Source organism: Kitasatospora sp. NPDC058170 (genome assembly GCF_042883905.1).
GTDB lineage: Bacteria > Actinomycetota > Actinomycetes > Streptomycetales > Streptomycetaceae > Kitasatospora.
In genome coordinates this window covers 41,495-56,853 of the sequence record NZ_JBHVUV010000036.1, presented here as the reverse complement: position 1 = coordinate 56,853, position 15,359 = coordinate 41,495, and the positions used below count along the sequence as shown (strand labels likewise).

At 72.5% G+C, this 15,359-nt stretch carries 12 protein-coding genes and 2 pseudogenes; 8 read left to right on the top strand and 6 right to left on the bottom strand.

Going from position 1 to position 15,359, the window contains the following annotated elements:
* Positions 1-127: 127 nt before the first annotated feature.
* From ACFVVX_RS32095 to ACFVVX_RS32075, 5 genes and pseudogenes are all read left to right on the top strand, one after another.
* On the top strand, positions 128-496 hold the full coding sequence (locus ACFVVX_RS32095; RefSeq protein WP_387950792.1) for a cupin domain-containing protein: 369 nt from the start codon (positions 128-130) through the stop codon (positions 494-496).
* 150 nt (positions 497-646) lie between these two features.
* Positions 647-1,255, top strand: coding sequence for a TetR/AcrR family transcriptional regulator (locus ACFVVX_RS32090; RefSeq protein WP_387950790.1), 609 nt, complete (start codon positions 647-649; stop codon positions 1,253-1,255).
* Between the two features lie 97 nt (positions 1,256-1,352).
* Positions 1,353-1,856, top strand: a pseudogene (locus tag ACFVVX_RS32085) (DUF4188 domain-containing protein); the annotation flags it as partial.
* Between the two features lie 422 nt (positions 1,857-2,278).
* Positions 2,279-4,207, top strand: a complete 1,929-nt coding sequence (locus tag ACFVVX_RS32080) for a protein kinase (protein ID WP_387950789.1) — start codon at positions 2,279-2,281, stop codon at positions 4,205-4,207.
* Between the two features lie 164 nt (positions 4,208-4,371).
* Positions 4,372-5,016, top strand: a complete 645-nt coding sequence (locus tag ACFVVX_RS32075) for a C39 family peptidase (RefSeq protein ID WP_387950788.1) — start codon at positions 4,372-4,374, stop codon at positions 5,014-5,016.
* Between the two features lie 73 nt (positions 5,017-5,089).
* Here the strand turns inward: ACFVVX_RS32075 and ACFVVX_RS32070 are convergent, their stop codons facing one another.
* Positions 5,090-5,947, bottom strand: coding sequence for a hypothetical protein (locus ACFVVX_RS32070; RefSeq protein WP_387950787.1), 858 nt, complete (start codon positions 5,945-5,947; stop codon positions 5,090-5,092).
* 187 nt (positions 5,948-6,134) lie between these two features.
* Here ACFVVX_RS32070 and rpe point away from each other — a divergent pair, with 187 nt between their 5' ends.
* Positions 6,135-6,818 (top strand): ribulose-phosphate 3-epimerase, encoded by a 684-nt coding sequence (gene rpe / locus ACFVVX_RS32065; RefSeq protein WP_387950786.1) that lies wholly within the window; start codon positions 6,135-6,137, stop codon positions 6,816-6,818.
* A 146-nt stretch (positions 6,819-6,964) separates the two neighbouring features.
* On the top strand, positions 6,965-7,924 hold the full coding sequence (locus ACFVVX_RS32060; protein WP_387950784.1) for a pirin family protein: 960 nt from the start codon (positions 6,965-6,967) through the stop codon (positions 7,922-7,924).
* A gap of 217 nt (positions 7,925-8,141) precedes the next feature.
* Here ACFVVX_RS32060 and ACFVVX_RS32055 read toward each other — a convergent pair whose 3' ends face one another.
* Complete coding sequence (locus ACFVVX_RS32055; RefSeq protein ID WP_387950783.1) at positions 8,142-9,413, bottom strand: McrC family protein; 1,272 nt, start codon at positions 9,411-9,413, stop codon at positions 8,142-8,144.
* Positions 9,410-11,170: a DUF4357 domain-containing protein gene (locus ACFVVX_RS32050; protein WP_387950781.1), complete on the bottom strand. Its 1,761-nt coding sequence runs from the start codon at positions 11,168-11,170 to the stop codon at positions 9,410-9,412. Before ACFVVX_RS32050 ends, ACFVVX_RS32055 begins: the two co-directional genes overlap by 4 nt.
* Positions 11,171-11,385: 215 nt before the next feature.
* Here ACFVVX_RS32050 and ACFVVX_RS32045 point away from each other — a divergent pair, with 215 nt between their 5' ends.
* Positions 11,386-11,550: a DUF5710 domain-containing protein gene (locus ACFVVX_RS32045; protein WP_387950780.1), complete on the top strand. Its 165-nt coding sequence runs from the start codon at positions 11,386-11,388 to the stop codon at positions 11,548-11,550.
* A 64-nt stretch (positions 11,551-11,614) separates the two neighbouring features.
* Here the strand turns inward: ACFVVX_RS32045 and ACFVVX_RS32040 are convergent, their stop codons facing one another.
* The 3 genes and pseudogenes from ACFVVX_RS32040 to ACFVVX_RS32030 form a co-directional block, all read right to left on the bottom strand.
* On the bottom strand, positions 11,615-13,153 hold the full coding sequence (locus ACFVVX_RS32040) for an MFS transporter (protein ID WP_387950778.1): 1,539 nt from the start codon (positions 13,151-13,153) through the stop codon (positions 11,615-11,617).
* A 45-nt stretch (positions 13,154-13,198) separates the two neighbouring features.
* Positions 13,199-13,636 (bottom strand): hypothetical protein, encoded by a 438-nt coding sequence (locus ACFVVX_RS32035; protein WP_387950776.1) that lies wholly within the window; start codon positions 13,634-13,636, stop codon positions 13,199-13,201.
* Positions 13,633-15,122 (bottom strand): annotated as a pseudogene (locus tag ACFVVX_RS32030) (APC family permease). The gene ACFVVX_RS32035 and the pseudogene ACFVVX_RS32030 overlap by 4 nt, the downstream one beginning before the upstream one ends.
* Positions 15,123-15,359 lie beyond the last annotated feature (237 nt).

Sequence of the window (15,359 nt, the reverse complement as noted above, 5' to 3'; positions counted from 1 at the left end):
GAGACTACTGAGAGGCGCCGAATCGGCCCAGGGCCGCCGTCGCCGCGGTCCGGGATCGAGGACCGCCACCCCGGGTCCCAAGGCCGGGCGGTGCACGGGCGGTCCGGGTGGGGGTCAGAATCGTCCCATGAAGATCATCAGCATTGACGCGATCGCCGGCTCGGAGATGAGTGCCTACGGCAGCAGCGGTGTCCGCCACGTGCGCGTCCACGGCGGAAGCGGGCCGACGGGCGTGAACATCATGCGCCTGGCGGCCGGCGGGCGCATCGGTCGGCATGTCGCGCCGGTGCCGCAGGTACTCATCACCATGGAGGGTCGGGGCTGGGCCAGCGGCGCGGACGGTGTGCCCGCGGCGCTGGTGCCGGGGCAGGCCGCCTGTTGGGCCGCGGGTGAGGAGCACGAGACCTGGACCGACTCGGGCATGACCGTGCTCATCGTCGAATCCCAGGACCCGCCCGCGGAGAGCATGCTCGGCGAGGCGGCCCGGCAGCAGTAAGGGGTGCTGCCGGGCCGGGCCGGGCCCGAACTGCGGGGCCCGCGGCGCGGGGTGGGCGGGGGTGGGGCCGGCGGTTCGGGAGATACGGGTTCTTGCTGGTCCGCGGTGTACTCGCCGGTCACCACAGGGTGCTGTGGTAGCACTGCACGCATGACGGACAGGCCGGTTGAGCGCGGTGGTTACCACCATGGTTCGCTGCCCGAGGCGCTGGTGGCGGCGGCGCTCGGGCTGCTGGACGAGCTGGGGCAGCAGAAGGTGACGATGCGGGAGGTGGCGCGGCGGGCCGGGGTGTCGCCGGGGGCTCCGTTCCGGCACTTCGCCGACCGGGACGCGCTGCTCACGGAGGTCGCGGACCGGGTGCTGGCGGACTTCGAGCGGTGGCAGCGGGTCGAGATCGAGGACAGCGGGGGCGGGGGCGGGGCGCTGCGGGCGATGGGGCTGGGGTTCATCCGGTACGCGCTCCAGCACCCGCACCGGTTCGAGCTGGTCCGGTCGAGGGTCTTCACGACCTCCCGGCAGCCGGAGTTGGAGCAGCGCCTGTCCGGGATCGACCAGGCGTACGCGGGGTTCATCATGGCCGACCAGGAGGCCGGCCGGCTGCGGCCGGGGGATCCGGCGCTGGTGGGGCTGGCGGGGCAGGCGCTGGTGTACGGGCTGTCCCAGATGATCATCGACGGGTACCTGCCGGCCGGGAAGGCGGAGGAGCTGGCCGCGCAGGTGTTGGACACCTTCGGCCAGGGCGTCGCCAACCCCCGCTGAATCCAAGGACGTTGGGGCTGTGTGGAGCCTTGACCGGACCTCTGTGCGCTGATGTAATCACCGCTTACATGGTGGATGGAGACAACTGGAGGCAGCGATGTTCGCCAAACCGACTCCGGGCTACACCACCTCGGCCGTGACCGGGGACGCCGTGGTCCTGCTGATCGGCATGCGCATCAACCGCTTCTGGGCCGTCCACCACTGGGGTCCGGTGTACTACGCGATGCTGCGGATGCTGTACGAGCTGGCCAAGCAGCCGGAACGCGGGCTGCGCTCGCGCATCCTGCTGACCGCGTCGCCGCGCACGTACTACGTGGTGCAGTACTGGGAGTCCAAGGAGAAGCTCTACGCCTACGCGGCCGCGCCGGACGGGTTCCACCACACCGTCTGGGGGATCGCCAACCGCAAGCTGCGCGAGGGCAAGCTCCGGCAGCACGTGGGGCTGTGGCACGAGACGTACATGGTGCCGGAGGGGTCGTACGAGGCGGTCTACTTCGACATGCCGCCGTTCGGGCTGGCGGCGGCCCACGGCTCGCTGCCGGTGGAGCGCCGGGGGAGGAGCGCGGCGGCCCGGCTCGCGTTCCGGTCGGGTGCGTCGGCCGAGTGCGGGGCGGTCGAGGGTGGGGCGGTCGAGGGTGGGGCGGTCGAGGGTGGGGCGGTCGAGGGTGGGGCGGTCGACGGTGGGTCCGCCGCGGCTGGCTCCGCCGAGGGTTGGTCCGCCGAGGGTACGTCGAAGGCCGGGGAGAAGCGGCTGGCCTGACCGGCGTGCGGCCCGCGAAAGGGCCGCGCCCAGCGAAAGGGCCGCGCCCAGCGAAAGGGCCGCGCCCCGCGAAAGGGCTGCGTCCCGCAGCGACCTGACGGACCGAGGCGCGGGGGTGGTGGCTGCCGGACATCCGCCCCCGCGCCTCCTCGCGATCGGTAGTCGCACCCTTACCCACGGACGCGGGCCGTGGTAGAAGGGGAATCCAGAAATCATTCCGGCCGGCCCATGGGGACGGGCGGCCGGTGGTGACCGGGGGCGGCGTGGCATTCGAGCATCGGAATCGGCTGATCGGCGACCGCTACCGGCTCCTGGAGGTGCTGGGCACCGGGGGGTTCGGGAGGGTCTGGAAGGCGTACGACCTGTGGCTGCACATCGACGTGGCGCTGAAGGAACTGCGCCTGCCGGAGGCGGTCTCGTCCGGTGAACGTGCCGATCGGCTCGAACGCGCCGAACGCGAGGCGCGCAACGCCGCCAGGCTGCGGGACCACCCGAACATCGTCACCGTCCACGACGTCGTGATCCAGGACGGCGTGCCCTGGATCGTCATGCAGCTCGTCGAGGGGAGCTCACTGCACGAGCACCTGCGGCGCGGCCCGCTGCCGGAGGAGCGCGTGGTGGACATCGCCGCGGCGCTGCTGGACGCGCTCGGCACGGCCCACCGGGCGGGTGTCGTGCACCGCGACGTCAAGCCGGCCAACATCATGCTGGCCGCCGACGGCGGCGTCCTGCTCACCGACTTCGGGATCGCCGTCCACCACACGGACAACACGCTGACACCGTCGGGGATGATCATCGGTTCGGCGGAGTACATGGCCCCGGAACGGGCCCGCGGCGAGGCCGGCGAGGCGGCGAGCGACCTGTTCTCACTCGGCGTCACGCTCTACCACGCGGTCGAGGGCGTCTCGCCGTTCCTGCGCGACAACCCGCTCGGCTCGCTGCACGCGGTCGCGTACGACGAGGCGCCCGCGATGGAGCGCGCCGAGCGGCTCGGACCGCTGGTCGAGGGGCTCCTGGAGAAGGACCCGGGCGACCGCCCCGACGCCTCCGGCGGGCTGGAGCTGCTGAACGCCGCACCGACCGACCGCCTGGCCGGTCGCCCGGCCGGCGGCCCGGCCGTGCCGCCGGGGCCCGCGGGACCCGCCGGGCCGTCGACGACCACGTCGAACTGGGCCGTGTGGGCCACGGTGCTCGCCCTGGCCGCGGCCCTCACCGTGGGGCTCTACCACTGGAACCAGGGCTTCGCGAACTTCGCCACGGAGCACCTGAAGATGGCCGACGACGCCTGGTCCGCCAAACAGGGCGACTGCCTCCACCACGACACGAGACCCGGCGTGGACGACCCCTGGGTCCAGGTCCCGTGCTTCTCCGCCGCCGCCGACCACACCGTGGTGCTGCCGTCCGTCTACACCGAGCAGGGCTGCAACCGGTCCGGGGGCACGGTCATCCGCGGATCCGGCGGCTCGGGCACGTCGGTGCTCTGCGTCGCATCGAAGTCCTCCGGCGCGGCGCCCGCACCCGGCCCGACCGACGACCCGGTCGTACCGCCGTCACCCGGCCCGGCGGTGGCCACCCCGAACCCGATCAGCCCGAAGCCGACCACGCCGGTGGTGACCGTGAACCCCACCACCCGCACGCCCTCGCCGGTGTTCGACCCCACGAGTCTCGACCGCCGGTCCACCGACACCACGCCGCTGACCCCCGCGGGACTGCTCCCCGCCTCCTTCACCGACTCCCGGAACGTGCGCTACACCCGGAAGGCCTCCGGCACGCACCCGTGCGTCCGGGACTCCCAGGACGAGGCCGTCCGCAGGGTCCTGCGCGCCTCCGGCTGCGACATCGTCGTCACCGGGTCCTACGTGGACGAGGCCAACGAGATCCTGGTCTCCGTCTGGGTCGTACCGATGGCGGACAAGGCGACAGCCCAGACCGCCTACGACGCGCTCGACGACTCCTCCTCCGGGGACTGGGGCCTCTGGTGCCCCCAGGAGGGCGCGGGGTCGCAGCTCTGCGACGACCGGGACATCAGCCGTGTCACGGACTCCGGCTTCCGGGGGCTGCAGCACCGCTATCTGGTCCACACGCGGGCGCTGTTCATCAACTTCAGCGAGGACTCCGGCGGCACGCCGCGGGTGAAGGCGGCGGCGGACGCGGCGGTGTCGGAGGCCGGTCCGGCCAACAACCGGCGCTGAAGGAGCGCCCGGTCCCGCCGGGCGGGGCCGAGCCGGTCAGCTCCGGCCGGGGGCGGACCCGGTCAGGTCCGGCCGGTCCCGGTACGGCCCGGTGGGCGGCGAGCCCGGCCGCTGAACAGGTGTCGTGGACCGGCCCCGCCCGTCCGGCGTGAGAGCGTCGGGGAATGGCGGATGGTGAGGCGGTCATTCACGAGGTGCCGTACTACGCGCAGTGGGAATCGGCGGGGCTGGTACGGGAGATCATCGAGGGCGCGGTGCACGCCGAGGACGACCCGCGGTGGGGGGAGTCCGGGGCGCGGACACCCGAGGAGTACGCGTTCTGGTCGTGGCGGCTGTGCGGGGTGGCGTGCCTGCGGATGGCCCTGGACTACTGGTGGGGGGTCGCGCCGGCGGCGGTGGCGCTGGCCGGGGAGCTGGTCGAGGCCGGGGCCTACGTACGGGACGGGGACCGGCTCGCGGGGCTCGTCCACGAGCCGTTCGCCGGGTACGTGCGGCAGCGGTGGGGGCTGGCGGCGCAGACCCGGGCGGAGCTGCCGGCCGCCGAGGCCGCGGCGGAGGTGGCCCGGGGGCGGCTGGCAATGGTGTCGGTGCACCCGGCGATCCGCGACCCGCGCGGGCCGGAGCCGGAACGCCGGGGCGGGCACCTGGTGCTGGTGGTCGGCGCCACGGGGACCGGACTGGTGATCCACAACCCGTCCGGCTTCGCGGGGGAGTCGCAGGACTACGCGCACGTGCCGTGGCGGCGGTTCGAACGGTTCTCGGCGGGCCGGGGGATCGTGCTCGGTCCCCCGGCCCAGGGCCTCCAGTAGCCTCGCCGAGCGCCCGGCGGGACCCGTCGGGAACCCGTCGGGCCTCGCCGGGACCGGACGGCGCCCGCGCCCGCTACGCCGTCGCGGCGGGCAGGCCGATCGGGTTGATGGGCGGCAGCGAGGTGCGACAGAGCGCCGAGATCGGCTTGAGCGCGGCGGCCAGCCGGTCGAGCTCGGCGCGCGGGTAGCCCTCCCAGACCCGGGCGGCGGCCAGGTCGGTGGCGGCCTCCAGGGACTGGTGGCGGATCCGGCCGCACTCGGTGATCGTGCCGCGCTCGGTCACCCAGCCGCGCTCGACCAGACGGGCGGTGGCGGCCTCCCACTCCTCGTCCGTCCAGCCGCGCAGCGGCTGCAGCACCTCGCGGCGCACGTCCAGCGCCGAGCGCACCACCAGCGCCTCGCAGCCGTCCAGCCCGGCCGAGACCAGCGCGGCCACGTGCCCGTCGCCCCGGTGCTCGCGCATCACGGTGGCGGCCTGCCAGAGGCGCCCGTACGGGCCGACCGGGCGGGGGAGGGCGGCGTTGGCGGCGGCGAGCACCCGGCCGCCGCAGTCCAGGCGGGCGACGGCCTGCTCCAACAGGTCCGCCACCAGCTCGATCTGCTCCGGCTTCACGTGTTCCAGCAGCCGGGCGAGCGCCGCCGAGGAGCCCTCGACCCGGGCGGCCAGAGCGGCCTCGGGCGCGGCCTGCGCCCAGACGTCCGGCAGGGCGCGCTCCACCGTCGAGGGCGCGAAGCTGAAGAACGCGGCGATCACCGGCGGCGCGTCCACCGCGCCCAGCGGCGCCGAACGGCCGGCGAAGTAGCCGCGCCAGCCGCCGCGCAGTCCGGCCGCCTCGAAGGCCGCACGGCCCTCGGGGGAGAAGTAGGTGACGGCGTGCACCGGCTCGAAGAGCCACCACAGGGCCCGGGCGGGGTGGACCAGATCGGCCAACGGAAGACCTTCCTCGAAGGGACGGGGAGGCGCGGGCGGGGGCCACGGCGCGGTCACGATACTGCGCATAGGGTGTGACGAGGGTCACGGGGAGGTCTCACTGTTCACTTTGCGCCAGCGCCCCGCGAGATGATGGGCCGGGGTGCCCGCTCCCGGACACCCCGACCCTCGTGTGAAGGCAACGGAAATGGCGCAGATCAACCCCAGCATCCTGTCCGCGGACTTCGCCCGGCTCGCCGACGAGGCCGAGGCCGTCAGGGGCTCGGACTGGCTGCACGTCGATGTGATGGACAACCACTTCGTGCCCAACCTCACCCTGGGCGTCCCGATCGTCGAGTCGCTCGCCCGGGCCACCGACATCCCGCTCGACTGCCACCTGATGATCGCGGACCCGGACCGCTGGGCGCCGCAGTACGTCGAGGCCGGGGCCGGATCCGTCACCTTCCACGTCGAGGCCGCCGCCGCACCCGTCCGGCTGGCCCGCGAGATCCGGGCCAAGGGCGCCCGCGCGTCCATGGCGCTCAAGCCGGCCACGCCGATCGAGCCGTACGAGGACCTGCTGCCCGAGCTGGACATGCTGCTGATCATGACGGTCGAGCCCGGCTTCGGCGGCCAGGCCTTCCTGGACATCATGCTGCCGAAGATCCGCCGCACCCGGCAGCTGATCGACAAGCACGGCCTGGAGCTGTGGCTGCAGGTGGACGGCGGCGTCTCCGCGAGCACCATCGAGCGCTGTGCCGAGGCCGGCGCGGACGTCTTCGTGGCCGGTTCGGCGGTGTACGGCGCGGCGGACCCGGCCGAGGCCGTCCGCAACCTGCGTGCGCTCGCCGACGCGGCCACGGCGGACGCGCCCTGGGGCTGCGCGCACTGAGCGCCCGGATGGGCTCTGGGAGGTTGGGGCTCTGAGGGGTCGGGCCCGGTCCGGCGGGGCTCGCAGAACGCGGCCCGGTACTGCATGATCGGGAACGACCCCCGGCCCCCGGCCGGCCCCGACCCGTACGGTGGTGGACCAGCGCCATGAGCAACCTCGACCGCAAGCCCGCACCCAGCCGCTGCGGCGGCGAGGCCGACACCGGCCCGGTGAAGGAACTGCTGACCGGCCGCCAGGTCCCGCTGGGCGAGAGCACCGTCGTCCGCCGGCTGCTGCCCAGCCTCGGCCGGCGGATGGTCGGCGCCTGGTGCTTCGTCGACCACTACGGCCCGGACGACATCGCCGACGAGCCCGGTATGCAGGTCCCGCCGCACCCGCACATGGGCCTGCAGACGGTCAGCTGGCTGCACCAGGGCGAGGTGCTGCACCGCGACAGCCTCGGCAGCCTGCAGACCGTCCGCCCCTACGAGTTGGGCCTGATGACCTCCGGCCGGGCGATCTCCCACTCCGAGGAGTCCCCGCGCCCGCACGCCCGCTTCCTGGAGGGCGCCCAGCTCTGGGTCGCCCTCCCGGACGCCCACCGGCACACCGCCCCCGCCTTCGAGCACCACGCCGAGCTGCCCGTCGTCACCGCCCCTGGCCTGCGCGGCACCGTCATCATGGGCACCCTCGACACCGCCACCTCCCCCGGCACCGCCTACACCCCCCTCACCGGCGCCGACCTCGCCCTCACCGAGGGCGCCGACCTCCGACTCCCGCTGGAGCCCGGCTTCGAGTACGCGGTGCTGTCCATGTCCGGCAGCGTCGACGTCGACGGCGTCCGCGTCGAGCCCGGCTCGATGCTCTACCTCGGCTGCGGCCGCCGCGAACTCCCCCTGCTGGCCCGCACGGACGCCTCCGTCCTCCTCCTCGGCGGCGAGCCGTTCGAGGAGAAGCTGGTCATGTGGTGGAACTTCATCGGCCGCTCCGGCGAGGAGATCCTCCAGGCCCGCAACGACTGGGAACAGACCTCCCGCTTCGGCGAGGTCCACGGCTACGACGGCGCACGCCTGCGCGCCCCCGGACTCCCCGACATCCCGCTGAAGCCGCGCGGCCGGGTGCGCTGACCTGCGGAAACATCGCTTCTGGAACCCCGTCCGGTGCCGGCTGGCCGGTAAGTGCCGGCACCAGGGCGCACCCGGTGCCGGTGGTGCCGGTGATGCGGGGACCGGGGCTACGGCGCCCCACCCCATGTGCGGTGGGGACCGTGATCTTCGACAACCTCCTTGCCCGCGGAATCACTGCGAGCGTGCCGGACGGGGCCGGCATGGGGAGTTCGTCCGGTCATGCTCCCAGACGGCTGTCGGCGCCGGCCACGCGTGCCGCCAGGCCGCGGAGGACCGTCAGAAGCTCCGCAGGGGCGGCGTCCAGTTCGAGGGCGTGCTGGTGGATCCTGATACCCCGTCCGCCGGGGCCGGTGGCGCCGCGCACCTCGTGGACACGACTGCTCACCCGGCCCGCCGCGTACACCAGGTGGCCTTCGTCCAGGCCGAGGGCCGTGCAGTAGGCCAGCATCTGGTAGAGATCCTCGTTCGGGTGGGCACCGCCCTTCTCCGTCTTGTACTTGGCGTCGACGACGGCCACCGGCGTCCGGCCGTCGGCGGCGTACACGACCAGGTCGGGGCGCAGCCGGACGAGGCGGGCGGTGTCCAGGTGGTGCCGGTCCTGGAGGCGGGCGGAGAGCCCGTGCTCGCGTACCGCTTCCCGCAGGGCGCCGGTGACGAAGTCCTCGAAGAGCGCGTTCATGTCGAACAGGAAGCCGTCCAGGCGGAGTTCGCCCGGCCGGTGCTCCGGCGTGGTGCCGGCCAGCAGCGCCTCGGCCAGCCGGAGCGCGGGCTGGTAGCGGGCGTTGAGACGGGACGCGGTCCAGTCCGGCAGGGCGTGACCGCGCACCAGCGGCTCCGCGTCGGCCAGGCGCACCCGCTGGTGCGCCAGGCGCCGCCGCACCGGGCCGGGCACGCCCGGCAGCCGCAGCAGGGTCTCGGCGGCGGCCCGCAGGATCCGGTTCTCCGGGATGTCGGCGGTGTACGCGTCGTAGGCGATCTCCACCGGTGGGGTGCGGCCGAAGTGCCGGCGGATCTGCTCCGCCTCGCGGATCCGGCCGCGCACGACGAGCGCCGACTCCTCCGTCCGCCGGTAGCCCTGGAGGACGCCCTGCCGCAGTGCCGCGTCGATCTGCCGCTCCACGGCGTGTGCGAGGGCGGGCACCACGTCCTCGTACGCCCCCGCGTCGACCGTGCCGTCCCGGCCCTGCCGCCAGGCCTTCGCCGGGTCGAGGCTGAAGCCGAGGAGGAAGAACAGCCGCTGGACGGGCGTCTTGGGCGCTATCCGGACGGCGAGCGCGGGCCCGGTCCCGGGCACGGGGATCCGGACCGCGCCGACCAGGCTCCCGGCCCGCAGCAGCCAGTGCCCATCCTGGTACGGATCCGGTACGGCGCTCTTCAGGACGCCCGAGGCGGCCAATGCCCGGCCGGTGGCGGCGTCCAGAGGCACGGAACGGGCGGGGGCGTGCTCGCGCAGGGAGATGTCGGCGGCGGCCCCGCCGTCGGGGTTCACGGCAGCGACTTCCGCAGGGCGTCGAGTCCGTAGCGGCCCTCGATGTCCTCGCCCTCGCCGTAGTGGTGCTCCTCCAGCAGCGGCAGGATCTTCGTCCGCCAGACGCGGCGCAGCCGGTCGTCCGCGTGGATGCCCGGCTTCATCAGGTAGGAGGGGCCGATGGCGAAGTCGGGGTCGCCGATCCGGTCGTTGAGGGCGTCGAGGAGACGGCCGGGCTCGGAGCCCAGCTGCTCGCGCTCCAGCCAGCGGTGCAGCAGGCCCCGGGTGGGCTCGGTGCGCGGGGAGAGCTCCACGAAGGCGAAGCGGCGTCGCATGGCGGCGTCGACGAGGGCGATGGAGCGGTCGGCCGTGTTCATGGTGCCGATGACGAAGAGGTTGGGCGGGAGGGCGAAGTCGTCGCCGGAGTAGGTCAGTCGGACCGACTTCTTGCGGTATTCGAGCAGGAAGTAGAGCTCGCCGAAGACCTTGGCGAGGTTGGCCCGGTTGATCTCGTCGATGATCAGGAAGTGGGGGAGGTGACGGTTGCCCTCGAGGGAGGCGAGGTCGGCGAGTTCGCGCAGCGGCCCGGCGCTGAGCCGGAAGGCGACGTCGTGCGTCTCCGGGTCCTCGGTGGGCCGGAACCCCTCGAAGAAGTCCTCATAGGCGTAGGAGGGGTGGAACTGGACCAGCTTCACCTGCTCCGGGCCACCGCCGAAGTGCTCGGCGAGCTTCATGGCCAGGTAGGTCTTGCCGGTGCCGGGCGGACCGTAGAAGACCAGCTGCCGCTCCTCCCAGAGGAGTTCGCGGACCTCCTCCAGCCAGGCGAGGTCGTGGACGAGCAGGTCCTCGGCGAGGGCGGCCGTGACCGGAGGAAGGGAGAGCTCCTTCGGCTGCTCCACGTCGGCGGCGGGTACCGAGACCGTCACCGGCGTGATGAGCCGGGCGAGTACGTCCGCGACCGGGGTGAGGTCGACGACGTCGTGCTGGACCGACAGCTTCTGCTGCACCTCCTCCGGCAGGTCCTCGTACGGGAGGCCCTCCGGTTGCCAGACGGTCTTCCGCCGCAGGTTGGACAGGCCGCCCGGGGAGTCGGTCTGCTCGGCCGGGCCGTCGATCTCCCCGAGATGGAGCACGCCGTCGGCGAGGGTGACGACGGTGTCGCCGGGCCGCATCTGGGTCAGGAAGGCGTGGATGTCGTCGACCAGACCGCGCTTCTGGTTGTACGTGGCGGAGCCCTCGTAGCCTTCTTCGACGTAGTTGCGCAGGGCGCTCTTGGTCGGGTCCGCCTCGTCGAGCGGCGGGAGGTGGGCGCCGGAGAGCGAGACGATCCCGTCGGCCAGCCAGAGCTGCCGCACCAGGTTGTGCCCGGACACATTGGAGCCGCGCACCAGCCACGCCTTGTGCGGGATGCGCCAACTGCCGGGCAGGTAGTCGGCGAGGGGGTGACCCTCGGTGGTCCGCCACGTCTCGGGGCCGCCGGCGTTGTAGCCGAGCACGACGGTGGCGGCGGCAGAGGGCGAGTTGCACTCGATGTCGCGGTTCGCCGCCCAGTACCCGGGGCGGTCGTCCACGAGCGACCAGTCGGACCGCAGTTCGGCGCGCAGCCGACGGCCGTAGTCGCCCAGCTTGGGCCAGTCGGTGGCTGTCACCGACGACCCCTCCAGCAGCAGGAACTTGGGCGAGCCGTTGTTGCCGACCTCGTCGAGAAGCCGCCCGCGTGCGACGAGGTCCACGCCGGGAAGCTTGATGTGGAAGTCGGGGCGGTCCGGGTGGGACATGGGAAGCCTCTCCTGCGTCGGCCTGGTGCGCGTCAAAGCCTATGCGTTGCCAGTGTCAATCGAGGGGGGGGAGCCCTGCGCGGGCACGGTGGTCGATCCCCTGGACTCCCGGAAGCCGGTGCCGGTGTCCGGCGAACTCCGCCCAGTGGGCGAAGCGCTGTGCGCATGCACCGGGGGAGCGCATACGTAGGACACAGGTCGAGAGGCCCTATCCGGTGGCCGAGCTGCTGGCCGCCGTGCAGGCGGAGATCCGGGCGGAACGCCGCGACGAGGCCGAGGCCAAGGCACTCCTCAAAGCCCGCTGGGACAAGCCGAACGGGCTCTGGTACGTCGAAGCCGCGCGGGTGACAAAAGAGCAGGCCGCCCGCTGGCTGCCGTGAGACGAGGGTGGGCGCGCTCCTGCTGCAGCAGGGAAGCCTTGCCGGGGCAGAGGAGCTGAGGCGGCTATGACGTCGCGTCGGTCGGAGGGTTCTCGGCTGCTGCGGTGGTCGGTCTGGTCGGGATTGTGTGGGAGGTCGCGGCGGCGGCCGCGGCGTAGTGGGCGGCGGTCGGGGGGCCGGAAGGGCGGATGCGGCCGACGAGGAGGGCCAGGGCGATGCCGAACGCGCAGAAGAGGGTGAGTCCGATGGAGGCCCGGGCGAACCCGGTCGCCAGTGCGTCCGAGGCCGTCGCGCCTGCCGCCTGGTGGCGGCTGTAGACCGAGTTGAAGATGGCTGCGGTCACGGCGGTGAGGACCGCCGCGCCGACGTAGCGGCCCATGTTGGAGATCCCGGAGGCGGCGCCGACCTGGTCGTCCGGGACGCTGGCGGTGGCCACCGAGGAGGAGGGGCCGTTCGCCAGGCCGAGGCCGACCGCGAGGACGACCAGCGGTCCGACGAAGGCCGCGTACGCCCAGGAGGCGTGGACGAAGACGAGCACGGCGAACGCGGCGGTCGCGATGCCGAAGCCCACCGCGATCACGTTCCGGGCGCCCACCTTGTCGACGAAGGGTGTGATCAGGGGAGCGGTCACGACGATGCCCGCCGCCGCGGGCAGTGTGGCGAATCCCGCTTCCAGCGGGGTCATGCCCAGGCCCGCGGGGTTCTGGAAGTACAGGCTGCAGATGTACATGACCGCGTTGATGCAGCCGGCCACCACGAGGATGGCCACGCTCGCGCCGACGAGGTACGTGTTGCGCAGCAGAGCCAGGTCGATCAACGGGGTGTGCACGCGCGTCTCGACGACGACGAACCCGACCACGGCGGCGGCCGAGATCGCGAAGCACACCAGGGTCGGGGCACTGAGCCAGCCCCAGTCGGCGCCCTCGGTCACGGCGAAGACGAACGGGACGAGGATGGTGGCGACCAAGGCCGTCCCCGCGAGGTCGACGGAGTGCGGGCGCGACGGGTCTCGGGACTCCGGGACGGTGCGCAGGGTCAGCGGCACGCAGGCGGCGGCGATGCCCGCGTCGATCCAGAACAGCCCCTGCCAGCCGGTGCTGTCGACGAGCACGCCGCCGAGCAGTGGCCCGGCGGCGGCCCCGGCGGCCGAGGCCGCGCCCCACAGCGACACCGAGCGCATCTGCGCCTCGCCGGAGACGCCCGCCGAGAGCAGGCTGAGCCCGCAGGCCAGGATCGTCGAGCCGGCCGCGCCCTGGATCGCGCGGCCGGCGATCACCAGCCCCCCGCCGTCGGCGAGCGCGATCAGCACGCACGAGGCCACGAACAGCAGGAGTCCGCCGAGGAAGATGCGGCGCCGTCCGAAGATGTCGCCCAGGGCGCCGGAGGTGACGATGACGGCGGCACCGACCAGCGAGTAACCGGTCACCGCCCACTGGAGGGTGGCCAGGGAGGCGCCGGTGTCCTCGCTGATGGCCGGCAGCAGGATGCTGACCGCGGAGGTGTTCGCGTTCACGACGAAGGCGGAGACGCAGGTGGCCGCCAGCACTCCGGTGGACGCCCGGGCGGGTGCCCCGGCGGGGGTGCCGGCGGCGTCCGTGCTCACTCCACCGTCCCGAGGTCGCCGACCGGGTCGCTCGCCGGCCCGGGCTCAGTCATTGACCACGCCTGAGGTCTTGAGGTCGCTGATCTTCTTCTGGTAGTCGTCCAGCCGGTCCGGGCAGTACACCTTCACCACCTCGGCGCCTGCCTCGAGGATCCGCTGGTCGACGATGACGGGACGCATCCCGGGGCCACCGGCTCCGTTGGAGAGCTGGACCAGCCAGAGGGCGCGTCTGAGTGCCGAGTTGGGGTCGTCGCAGACGGCGCCTCCGCTGGTGCCGAGGGTGAGGGCGATGTTCTCGACGTTCCGGGAGGCGAAGCCGTCGGCGACGAGGGCGTCGTTCAGTTGGTTCGCCTTTCGGTGGGCCTCGTTGGTGGCCTTCTGCTGGGTGTACGTGAACAGTCCGATGATCATCATGGTGGCCAGCACCACGATCGCGCCGATGTAGATCCAGCGGTGCTGGGACCACATCCGGGTGGGGCTCATGCGATGCCTCCGTCCACCGGCACGGCGTCCGTGTCGGGCTGGCGCCAACTGGGCTTGCGTGCCTTCAGGAAGCCGAAGGGGATGACCACTCCGAGGAGCAGCAGGCCGCCGCCGACGATGGCGACGTACGCCCAGCCGCTGCCGCCGCCGAACTGGGAGGACGGGATGAAGCCGATCACCATGGCCAGCGCGGAGGCGACGAAGCCGACCACGCAGAGCGTGGTGAGCATCGGCGCGCGGTAGCCGCGGGGGTGGTCCGGCAGCTTGCGGCGCAGTTGGATGGCGGCGAGGAACATCAGCAGATACATGATCAGGTAGACCTGGGTGGTGATCACCGAGAAGATCCAGTAGACGCTGGACACGTTCGGGATCAGCGCGTACAGCAGGGCGATCACCGTGGTGAGCAGGCCCTGGGTGACCAGGATGTTCTGCTGGATGCCGTGCTTGTTGAGCTTCTGCAGGTAGGGCGGGAGGTAGCCCTCCTGGCGGGAGATCAGCAGCAGGCCCTTGGACGGGCCGGCCAGCCAGGTGAGCATTCCGCCGAGCGAGGCGGCACAGAGCGCGAACGCGACGATCGGGACCAGCCAGCCGATGTGGAAGTACTGGAAGAAGGCGTCGAAGGCCTGCATGACTCCGGCGGTGAGGCTGAGCTGGTCGGCCGGGATGACCCAGCTGATGGCCAGGGCCGGCAGGATGAAGATCAGCAGCACCATGCCCATGGCCAGGAACATCGACTTCGGGAACTCCTTGGCCGGGTCGCGGAGCTTGTTGACGTGGACCGCGTTCATCTCCATGCCGGAGTAGCTGAGGAAGTTGTTCACGATGAGCACCAGGCTGGCGATGCCGGTCCACTCGGGGAGGATGTGCGAGGCGTTCATCGGTGCGGCGGAGGCGTTGCCCTGGCCGAGGAAGACGAACCCGAGCAGGACCAGCAAGGTGCCGGGGATCAGCGTGCCGATGATCAGGCCGCCGGAGGCCAGCCCCGCGACGGCGTTCGTGCCGCGGGAGGACACCCAGACGCCGGTCCAGTACAGCACCACGATGACGATCGCGGTGTAGACGCCGTTGCTGGCCAGTGCCGGGTTGATCACGTAGGAGATCGTGCTGGCCACGAAGCCAGCAGGCTGGGGTAGTAGAAGATCGTCATGGCGAACTGGCACCAGACGGCGAGGAAGGCCAGTGGCTTCGACAGCCCCTCAGCCACCCAGTTGTAGACCCCTCCGCTCCAGCCGGAGGCCAGCTCGGCCGACACCAGCGCGGTGGGCAGCAGGAACACGATGGCCGGCACCAGGTACAGGAAGACACAGGCGAGGCCGTACACCGCCATGGTGGGCGAGGATCGCAGGCTCGCGACGGAGCTGGTCGTCATCAGCGCCAGCGTCAACCAGGTGATCTTCTGTGATCCGGCCGTTGCCCGCGCAGCGTCCGCAGCCCTGGCGCTGCTCGATCGCCCGGCGTCGTCCGCCGGCACCTCCGCACTGCTCATCGGAACCTCCTGTGCTGCGAGCGGCTGTGAGCTGACACCTCACACAGAAGGATCGCCACGGGTGCGCGCCGTCGGCATGTCGGCTTAGCCCGTCCGACGTGCCGGGCACGCCGCAGGAGCCCGGTGAGGAGTGGCGGTGACGGGCCGACGGGCGGGGGCGTGGCCCGGGGCGGCGGTCGGGGGCGCGGGTGGTTCGCGGCCGCTTATGTCACAGCACTGTCCTGAGACCCGTTCAGG

Bases quoted from the DNA above. Each gene is read 5' to 3' on its own strand.
- ACFVVX_RS32095 (WP_387950792.1), top strand. From the start codon at position 128: ATGAAGATCATCAGCATTGACGCGATCGCCGGCTCGGAGATGAGTGCC.
- ACFVVX_RS32090 (WP_387950790.1), top strand. From the start codon at position 647: ATGACGGACAGGCCGGTTGAGCGCGGTGGTTACCACCATGGTTCGCTG.
- ACFVVX_RS32075 (WP_387950788.1), top strand. From the start codon at position 4,372: ATGGCGGATGGTGAGGCGGTCATTCACGAGGTGCCGTACTACGCGCAG.
- rpe (WP_387950786.1), top strand. From the start codon at position 6,135: ATGGCGCAGATCAACCCCAGCATCCTGTCCGCGGACTTCGCCCGGCTC.
- ACFVVX_RS32060 (WP_387950784.1), top strand. From the start codon at position 6,965: ATGAGCAACCTCGACCGCAAGCCCGCACCCAGCCGCTGCGGCGGCGAG.
- ACFVVX_RS32050 (WP_387950781.1), bottom strand. From the start codon at position 11,170: ATGTCCCACCCGGACCGCCCCGACTTCCACATCAAGCTTCCCGGCGTG.
- ACFVVX_RS32035 (WP_387950776.1), bottom strand. From the start codon at position 13,636: ATGAGCCCCACCCGGATGTGGTCCCAGCACCGCTGGATCTACATCGGC.